Origin of the sequence: Rhodopseudomonas sp. B29 (assembly GCF_000333455.1) — a bacterium.
GTDB lineage: Bacteria > Pseudomonadota > Alphaproteobacteria > Rhizobiales > Xanthobacteraceae > Rhodopseudomonas.
Map to the genome: position 1 here is coordinate 1 of NZ_BADD01000596.1, position 8,566 is coordinate 8,566.

Genomic DNA, 8,566 nt, shown 5'->3' on the forward strand with positions numbered 1-8,566 from the left:
CCCGTTCCGGGGGGTTTCGGCCCCCGCTCCGGGGGCTTGCGCCGGCTCCCGCCGCCAAGACCCCGCCGGCCGATGCGCCGCAGGCTCCGTCGGTTCGCCGCCTGTCGGCCGAGAGCGGTGTCGATGCCTCGACCGTGCCGGGCTCCGGCAAGGACGGCCGCGTCACCAAGGGTGACATGCTGGCCGCGATCGAGAAGGCGGCTTCGGCGCCGACCCCGGTCAGCCAGCCCGCCGCGGCCGTGCAGGTCCGTGCGCCGTCACCGGCCGACGACGCCGCGCGCGAAGAGCGCGTCAAGATGACCCGGCTGCGCCAGACCATCGCGCGCCGGCTCAAGGAAGTTCAGAACACCGCTGCGATGCTGACGACCTTCAACGAGGTCGACATGACCAACGTCATGGCGCTGCGCTCGCAGTACAAGGACATCTTCGAGAAGAAGCACGGCGGCAAGCTCGGCTTCATGGGCTTCTTCACCAAGGCCTGCGTCCAGGCGCTGAAGGACATCCCGGCCGTCAACGCCGAGATCGACGGCACCGATCTGATCTACAAGAACTACTACCACATCGGCGTCGCCGTCGGCACCGACAAGGGCCTGGTGGTGCCGGTGGTGCGCGACTGCGATACCAAGTCGATCGCGCAGATCGAAAAGGGCATTTCGGATTTCGGCAAGCGCGCCCGTGACGGCCAGCTCAAGATCGAAGAGATGCAGGGCGGCACCTTCACCATCACCAATGGCGGCATCTATGGCTCGCTGATGTCGACGCCGATCCTCAATGCGCCGCAGTCCGGCATCCTGGGCATGCACAAGATCCAGGAACGGCCGGTGGTGGTCGGCGGCAAGATCGAAGTTCGCCCGATGATGTATCTGGCGCTGAGCTACGATCACCGCGTCATCGACGGCAAGGAAGCCGTGACCTTCCTGGTCCGCGTCAAGGAGAGCCTGGAAGATCCGGCCCGCCTGGTGCTGGACCTCTGATCGCGCTCGCCGGCCGAGGCCGGCGAACCGCGACGGCTGAACTGGGGGAGCGAGGCAGCCGATGCCGACCGAAATCATCGTGCTGGGCTGGAGCGTGGCGCTGCTGATCGCGCAGATGTTCCTCGCCTCTATCCCGACCACGATGGAGCTCGGCGGCGAGTATCAGGCCGGCCCGCGCGACGAGCCGCGTACCGCCAGGGGCCGCTTCGCCGGCCGCGCCGGCCGCGCGTATCGCAACCTGCTCGAAACCTACCCGGCCTTCGTCGCGCTGGCGCTCGCCTTGGCGATCACCGGCAAGACCGGCGGCTATGCGACGACCGCCGCGATCGTCTGGCTGGTCGCCCGTGTGCTCTACGTGCCGCTCTACCTCGTGCAAATTCCGTTCGCGCGCAGCATCGTGTGGTTCATCGCGCTGCTGGCGCTGATCACCATGCTGATCCGTCTGCTCGCTTGAGGTGCGCATGAACGATCGCGTCGTCATCATCACCGGGGGCAGCCGCGGCATCGGCCGCGCCACCGCGATCGGCTGCGGCAAGCGCGGCTTCAAGGTCGTGGTCGGCTACGCCAGCAACGCGGCCGCGGCGAACGAAGTCGTCGGCGAGATCGAGGCCAGTAACGGCAAGGCGATCGCGGTGAAATGCGACGTCGGCGACGAGGCTGACATCCTGGCGCTCTTCGCCGCGGCGGACAAATTCGGGCCGCTCGGCGCGCTGGTCAACAATGCCGGCATCGTCGGCCCGACCGCGCGGGTCGACGAAATGTCGGCGGAACGCATCCAGCGGATGATGGCGGTGAACGTCACCGGCAGCATCCTGTGCGCCCGTGAAGCCGTGAAGCGGATGTCGACGCGCCACGGCGGCAAAGGCGGCGTCATCGTCAATCTGTCGTCGGTCGCCGCCAAGCTCGGCTCGCCGAACACTTATGTGGACTACGCGGCGTCGAAGGGCGCGGTGGACTCCTTCACCGTCGGGCTCGGCCACGAAGTCGCCGGTGAAGGCATCCGCGTCGCGGCGATCAGGCCCGGTCTGATCGATACGGAAATTCACGCTTCCGGCGGAGATCCGGAACGCGCGCATCGGCTCAGCGTCAACGTGCCGATGAAGCGCGTCGGCCGCGCCGAGGAAATCGCCAACGCCGTCGTCTGGCTGCTGTCGGACGAAGCCTCCTATGTCACCAGCGCCATCTTGGATGTTTCCGGCGGCCGCTAGCGGCTCAGGCGCCAACTACAGGACTGATACATGGCCTCCTACGATCTCGTCATCATCGGCACCGGCCCCGGCGGTTACGTCTGTGCGATCCGCGCGGCCCAGCTCGGGCTGAAAGTCGCAGTGGTGGAGAAGAATCCCACGCTCGGCGGCACCTGCCTCAATGTCGGCTGCATGCCGTCGAAGGCACTCCTGCACGCCTCCGAGCTTTTCGAAGAAGCCGGCCATTCCTTTGCCAAGATGGGCATCGGCGTCTCGGCGCCGAAGCTCGACATGGCGGCGATGATGAACTTCAAGCAGCAGGGCATCGACGGCAACGTCAAAGGCGTCGAGTACCTGATGAAGAAGAACAAGATTGATGTGCTTGCCGGCAAGGGCAAGATCGTCGGCACCGGCAAGCTCGAAGTCACCGGTCAGGACGGCAAGACCCAAAGCGTCGAGGCCAAGTCCATCGTCATCGCCACCGGCTCCGACATCGCGCGCCTCAAAGGCATCGAGATCGACGAGAAGCGCATCGTGTCGTCGACCGGCGCGCTGTCGCTCGACAAGGTGCCGGGCAAGCTGATCGTGGTCGGCGCCGGCGTCATCGGTCTCGAACTCGGCTCGGTGTGGCGCCGGCTCGGCGCGCAGGTCACCGTGGTGGAATTCCTCGACCGCATCCTGCCCGGCATGGACGGCGAGATCTGCAAGCAGTTCCAGCGCATCCTCGAAAAGCAGGGCTTCGCCTTCAAGCTCGGCGCCAAGGTCACGGCGATCGATTCATCTGGCAAGCAGCTCAAGGTCAGCGTCGAAGCCGCCGCCGGCGGCAATCCCGAGACGCTGGAAGCTGACGTCGTGCTCGTCGCGATCGGCCGCGTGCCCTACACCGAAGGCCTCGGGCTGAAGGAAGCAGGCGTTGCGCTCGACGAGCGCGGCCGCGTCGTCATCGACGATCACTTTGCCACCAGCCTCAAGGGCGTCTACGCCATCGGCGACGTGGTGAAGGGACCGATGCTGGCCCACAAGGCCGAGGACGAAGGCGTCGCGGTCGCCGAGATCATTGCCGGCAAGGCCGGTCACGTGAACTACGACGTCATCCCGGGCGTGGTCTACACCACGCCGGAAGTCTCCAGCGTCGGTAAGACCGAGGAAGACCTCAAGAACGCCGGCGTCGACTACACGGTCGGCAAGTTCCCGTTCACCGCCAACGGCCGCTCCAAGGTCAACCAGACCACCGACGGCTTCGTGAAAATCCTGGCCGATACCAAGACCGATCGCGTGCTCGGCGTTCACATCATCGGCCGCGAAGCCGGCGAGATGATCCACGAGGCGGCGGTGCTGATGGAGTTCGGCGGTTCGGCCGAAGATCTCGCCCGCACCTGCCACGCCCACCCGACCCGCTCGGAAGCCATCAAGGAGGCCGCGCTTGCGGTCGGTAAGCGCGCTATTCATATGTAACTCTCGTCAGCCACAGCCCGGCCTCAAGGCCGGGCTAGCGTGAGAGTCATGAAGCGTCGTCTGCTGCAGCCGCTCTGGTTCATCCTCGCCGTCCTCTTTTTGATCGAGGCATGGCTGTGGGATCATCTCGAGCCGTGGGTGGCGCGGATCGTCGCGGCGATCCCACTGCGCGAGTTCAAGGCCTGGCTCGCGGAGCGGCTGGCGCATCTGTCACCGGCGATGGCGCTGGTGGTGTTCGTGGTGCCGCTGATCCCGCTTTATCCGGTCAAGCTGCTGGCGCTGTGGCTGTTCGCCAAGCAGCACTTCCTCGCCGGTCTCGTGACGTTCGGCTTCGCCCAGTTCGTCGGGCTCGGCCTCGTCGCCTTCGTGTTCGACATCACCCGGCCGAAGCTGATGCAGATGGCCTGGTTCGTCAAAGTCTATGACTTCGTCATCGGCATCAAGGCGAAGGCGCACGACATCGTGGCGCCCGTCATGGACGGCATCCGGGCACGCGTTCGCGCTGTCTTCGGCGAAGGCGAAGGAACGATGGGCCGGCTGATGCGCAAGGCGATGCAATTCCGCAAGCGCATCCGCACGGCCCGCTGAGCGGACGCTGAGCTCCTACATCAGGTGCACGGCGTGCGGCGCGAACAGGCCGATCGCCGTGAAGGCAAGGCCGGCGACCGCCAGGAATCCCGAGATCCACGCCAGCGCGATCATGCCGGTGATGATGGTGGCGGACGCCAGCACGATGCCGATCTGGAAGGCGGCGGACGCCAGCTCATAGTGATGATAGCGCGCCTGCGCCAGATCGCGCTCGTGTTCGGCGTGCTTGGCGCGTTCGGCGAGTTGCTCGGAACCTTCTCCGGTCTCCGGCTCGTTGCGATAGCGCGCCGCGGTCTTCTGCCAGTCGTCGATCTGCTTCTGGATCGCTGCTTTGGCGGCTTCGTCGGAGGTGCTGCCGAGGATCAGCTTGCCCTGCTCGGCGGCGGTCTGCACCGTGGTGCGGCGGATGCTCTTGGCCTGGAAAAACGCCCACAGGTTCGAGGCTTCGACGTTCTTGGCGATGGTCTCGGTCTGCGCGCCCTTGCCGAGCGTTTCGGAGAACGCCAGGAACAGCGCCAACACGGCGATCAGCAGGGCGATCGACTTGTTCTCGCCGGACGCATGCTCGGCGTGTTCGGCATGCTCCATGCTCTCGTGGGCGCTCATCGGGGGGTCTCCTGTCGCATCCGGCCTCCGATTCGGGCCGCGTCGTTCCTCTAGCGTCTGATCTTGTCAGTGGGATGGAACCGCCGGTCAAGTCCGCCGGCGGCGAACTAACAAGTTCGGCTGTATAGCGTTTTCGAGCGAATTGGATACCGGTTCGCGTGAAGAAAACGCGTCCAAACAAAATCTAGGCTCGTGGATGGGCGCTGGCGTAGACTTCGAGCAGCCGCTCGGTGTCGATGCCGGTATAGATCTGCGTGGTGGACAGCGAGGCGTGGCCGAGCAATTCCTGGATCGCTCGCAGATCGCCGCCGCGCGACAGCAAATGCGTCGCGAAAGAATGGCGCAGCGCATGCGGCGTCGCCGAGTCCGGCAGGCCGAGCCCGCCGCGCAGCCGCTCCATCGCCAGCTGGATGATGCGGGGGCTCAGCGGCCCGCCTTTGGCGCCGACGAACATCGGTCCATCCGGCGGCAATGAATACGGGCAGGCGGTCGCGTAGTCGGCGATCAGGTGAAGCACGGCGTCCAGCACCGGCACCATGCGGGTCTTGTTGCCCTTGCCCAGCACCGTCAGCGTGTCGCCCTTGCCGGGCGCCGGCACGTCGCGGCGCTTCAGTCCGAGGGCTTCGGAGATACGCAGGCCCGAGCCATAGAGCAGCGCCATCACGGCGGCGTCGCGGTCCAGCACCCATTGCGGCCGGTCCTCGCCGGCGCGTTCGGTCGAATCCGCCAGCCGCTTGGCGGCCGAGACCGGCAGCGGCTTGGGCAGGCTCTTCTTGATCTTCGGCGCCCGCACAGCGGCTAGCGCGCCGACCCGGCCCTTGCCCTCGCGTTCGAGAAAGCGGCCGAACGAGCGCAGTCCGGCCAGCGACCGCATCAGCGAGCGCCCGGCGATCGCGTCGGATCGTCGCGCCGCCATGAAGGCGCGGACGTCGCCGGCCTCCAGCCGCGCGAACCGGCCGAGCGTGACCTCGCCGCCCCAATGACGGCAGAGAAACTGCAGGAATTGCCGCAGATCGCGTGCATAGGCCTCCAGCGTCTTGGCCGACAGCCGCCGTTCGGCCCGCAAATGCATCAGCCACTGCGCCATCTCGGCGGCGAGATCGGACGCGGCGCCGTCAAGGACGAGCGGAGGTGGTGAGGGCGGGGCTTTGGCCATGATCTCACGATAAAAGGTGACGGCAAATGCAGCCTCACCGTCATCCTGAGGTGCGAGCGTAGCGAGCCTCGAAGGATGACCCGGCACAAGCCGTCGCCCTTCGAGGGCCGCTGCGCGGCCACCTCAGGGTGACGGCTGCAAGTCTCAGAATGCTAGCCGATTTTCTTTCCCATTGATGAAACGCGGCTTTGATCGCACATCATCGGGCCATGGATGACACGCCGACTCGCCCCAAAGCCACCCCGGCCACTCAGGTGGTCGACGTGCTGGTGCCGGTCGCGCTCGACAATGCCTATTCGTACCGTGTGCCGCGCGGAATGGATCTGAAGGTCGGCGATGTCGTCGGCGTGCCGCTCGGACCTCGCGAGGTGCTGGGCGTGGTCTGGGCCGAGAACGCCAATCCCGACCCGCGTCTGCACAACCGGCTGAAAGACGTCGCCGAGAAGCTGGAGGTGCCGCCGCTGCGCGAGGAGCTGCGCCGGCTGGTCGATTGGGTCGCCAACTATACGCTGTCGCCGCGCGGCCAGGTGCTGCGCATGACGCTGCGCATGGGCGAGCATCTCGGCCCGGAGCGCCAGCGGATGGGCGTGCGGCTGATCGGGCCGCCGCCGCAGCGCATGACCTCGGCGCGGCGCCGTCTGCTCGAAGTCCTCGACGACGGGCTGCTGCACGGCAAATCCCGAGGTCGCCAAGGAGGCCGGCGTCAGCACCAGCGTCATCGATGGCCTGGTCGACGAAGGCACCCTGCAGGTCGAGGTGATGCCGCGCGACAAGCCGGCGCCGGAGCCCGATCCTGATTTTGCGCCGGCGGATTTTTCGCCCGAGCAGGCCGAGGCCGCCGACAAAATGCGCCGGCTCGTCAGCGCCGGCGGCTTCCAGGCCGCGTTGCTCGATGGCGTCACCGGCTCCGGCAAGACCGAAGTGTATTTCGAGGCGGTCGCCGAGGTGATCCGCCAGGGCCGGCAAAGCCTGTTGCTGATGCCGGAAATCGCGCTCACCGGCCAGTTTCTCGATCGCTTCGCGCAGCGCTTCGGCGAGCGCCCGCTGGAATGGCACTCCGAGCTGACGCCGCGCACCCGCGCCCGCAATTGGGCGGCGATCGCGGCCGGTGAAGCTCGCGTCGTCGTCGGCGCGCGCTCAGCGCTGTTTCTGCCTTACGCAGATCTCGGCCTGATCGTCGTCGATGAGGAGCACGACCAGGCCTACAAGCAGGAAGACGGCGCGCATTATCACGCCCGCGACATGGCGGTGGTGCGGGCGTCGATCGCCAAGATTCCGATCGTGTTGGCGTCGGCGACGCCGTCGGTCGAGACCGAGGTCAACGCCCGCAAGGGCCGCTATCAGCGCATTCCGCTGCCGTCGCGGTTCGGCGGCCAGCACATGCCGCATATCGAAGCCATCGATCTGCGCCGCGCGCCGCCGATGCGTGGGCGCTTCATCTCGCCGCCTTTGGCCGAGCAGATCGGTTACGCCATCGAGCGCGGCGAACAGGCGCTGCTGTTTCTCAACCGCCGCGGCTATGCGCCGCTGACGCTGTGCCGCGCCTGCGGCCACCGCTTCGCCTGCACGATCTGCGATGCCTGGCTGGTCGATCACCGCTTCCGGCAGCGGCTGGTGTGCCACCATTGCGGCTTCTCGATGCCGCGGCCGCATCAGTGCCCGCATTGCGGGGCGGAAGAATCTTTAGTCGCGGTCGGCCCTGGGGTCGAGCGGCTGCAGGAAGAGGCTGCCAGCCTGTTTCCCGATGCGCGCACCATGGTGCTGTCGAGCGACCTGATCACCTCGATCGAGACCATGCGATCGGAGTGNAACGAAATCGCCGAGGGCCGCGTCGACATCATCATCGGCACCCAGCTCGTCGCCAAGGGCCACAATTTCCCGCGGCTCAATCTGGTCGGAGTCGTCGATGCCGATTTGGGCCTCAGCAATGGCGATCCCCGTGCCGCCGAGCGCACATTTCAGCTGCTCAATCAGGTGATCGGCCGCGCCGGCCGCGAACAGGGCCGCGGCGTCGGCTTCCTGCAGACGCATCAGCCGGAGCATCCGGTGATGAAGGCGCTGGTCGCTTGCGACCGCGAGGCCTTCTACGCGTCGGAGATCGATATTCGCGAGCGGACGCTCTATCCGCCGTTCGGCCGGCTGGCGAGCCTGATCATTTCGGCCGGTGACCGGCCGAGCGCCGAAGGCTTCGGGCGGCAGCTCGCCGCCTGCGCGCCGGTCGACGAGCGCGTGCAGGTGCTCGGCCCGGCCGAGGCGCCGCTTGCGGTGATCAAAGGCCGCTATCGATTCCGGCTGCTGATCAAATCGGCACGCGGCTTCGACTTGTCGAATTACTTGCGATCGTGGCTGGCCAATGGACCCAAGACCAAGGGAAACCTGAAGCTCGAAGTCGACGTCGATCCGCAAAGCTTCCTTTGACTTGTTAGTTGTGGGCTTTGTCATGCCGCTGTCGCGTGCGCGACAAATCCTTCACAGTTTCGACCCGCACCCAATCGCGCCGGCGTGACGTGAAGGTCAGGATGCTGTGCTGATCGCCGCAGGCTTCGATGCCGTGCGCCAGCACGGTCAGCGCCTCTTTCTAGACATCGAGCACGCGGCGA

8 protein-coding genes and 1 pseudogene are annotated in these 8,566 nt (G+C 66.4%); 6 read left to right on the forward strand and 3 right to left on the reverse strand.

The features are described 5' to 3' along the window. The 5 genes from odhB to I5M_RS21525 form a co-directional block, all read left to right on the forward strand. A partial coding sequence (odhB, locus tag I5M_RS21505) for a 2-oxoglutarate dehydrogenase complex dihydrolipoyllysine-residue succinyltransferase (protein WP_022723291.1) occupies positions 1–974 on the forward strand: 974 nt, incomplete at its 5' end. 61 nt (positions 975–1,035) lie between these two features. Continuing rightward, positions 1,036–1,428, forward strand: a complete 393-nt coding sequence (locus I5M_RS21510; RefSeq protein WP_022723292.1) for an MAPEG family protein — start codon at positions 1,036–1,038, stop codon at positions 1,426–1,428. A 7-nt stretch (positions 1,429–1,435) separates the two neighbouring features. Further along, on the forward strand, positions 1,436–2,182 hold the full coding sequence (locus I5M_RS21515) for an SDR family oxidoreductase (RefSeq protein ID WP_022723293.1): 747 nt from the start codon (positions 1,436–1,438) through the stop codon (positions 2,180–2,182). Between the two features lie 30 nt (positions 2,183–2,212). After that, complete coding sequence (gene lpdA, locus I5M_RS21520) at positions 2,213–3,616, forward strand: dihydrolipoyl dehydrogenase (protein ID WP_022723294.1); 1,404 nt, start codon at positions 2,213–2,215, stop codon at positions 3,614–3,616. A 48-nt stretch (positions 3,617–3,664) separates the two neighbouring features. After that, complete coding sequence (locus tag I5M_RS21525; protein WP_022723295.1) at positions 3,665–4,204, forward strand: hypothetical protein; 540 nt, start codon at positions 3,665–3,667, stop codon at positions 4,202–4,204. A gap of 15 nt (positions 4,205–4,219) precedes the next feature. On the opposite strand, the gene I5M_RS21530 is transcribed toward I5M_RS21525, so the two are convergent. Next, the gene (locus I5M_RS21530; protein ID WP_022723296.1) at positions 4,220–4,810 is read right to left on the reverse strand and encodes a DUF4337 domain-containing protein; all 591 of its coding nucleotides are present in this window, start codon (positions 4,808–4,810) and stop codon (positions 4,220–4,222) included. A gap of 184 nt (positions 4,811–4,994) precedes the next feature. Beyond that, the gene (locus I5M_RS21535; protein ID WP_022723297.1) at positions 4,995–5,966 is read right to left on the reverse strand and encodes a tyrosine recombinase XerC; all 972 of its coding nucleotides are present in this window, start codon (positions 5,964–5,966) and stop codon (positions 4,995–4,997) included. A gap of 209 nt (positions 5,967–6,175) precedes the next feature. Between I5M_RS21535 and I5M_RS30325 the strand changes: the two are divergent. Further along, positions 6,176–8,384 (forward strand): annotated as a pseudogene (locus I5M_RS30325) (primosomal protein N'). 4 nt (positions 8,385–8,388) lie between these two features. Here I5M_RS30325 and I5M_RS33195 read toward each other — a convergent pair. Beyond that, a complete protein-coding gene (locus I5M_RS33195) occupies positions 8,389–8,529 on the reverse strand; it encodes a hypothetical protein (protein WP_022723298.1) in 141 nt (46 codons plus the stop codon). Positions 8,530–8,566: the final 37 nt, after the last annotated feature.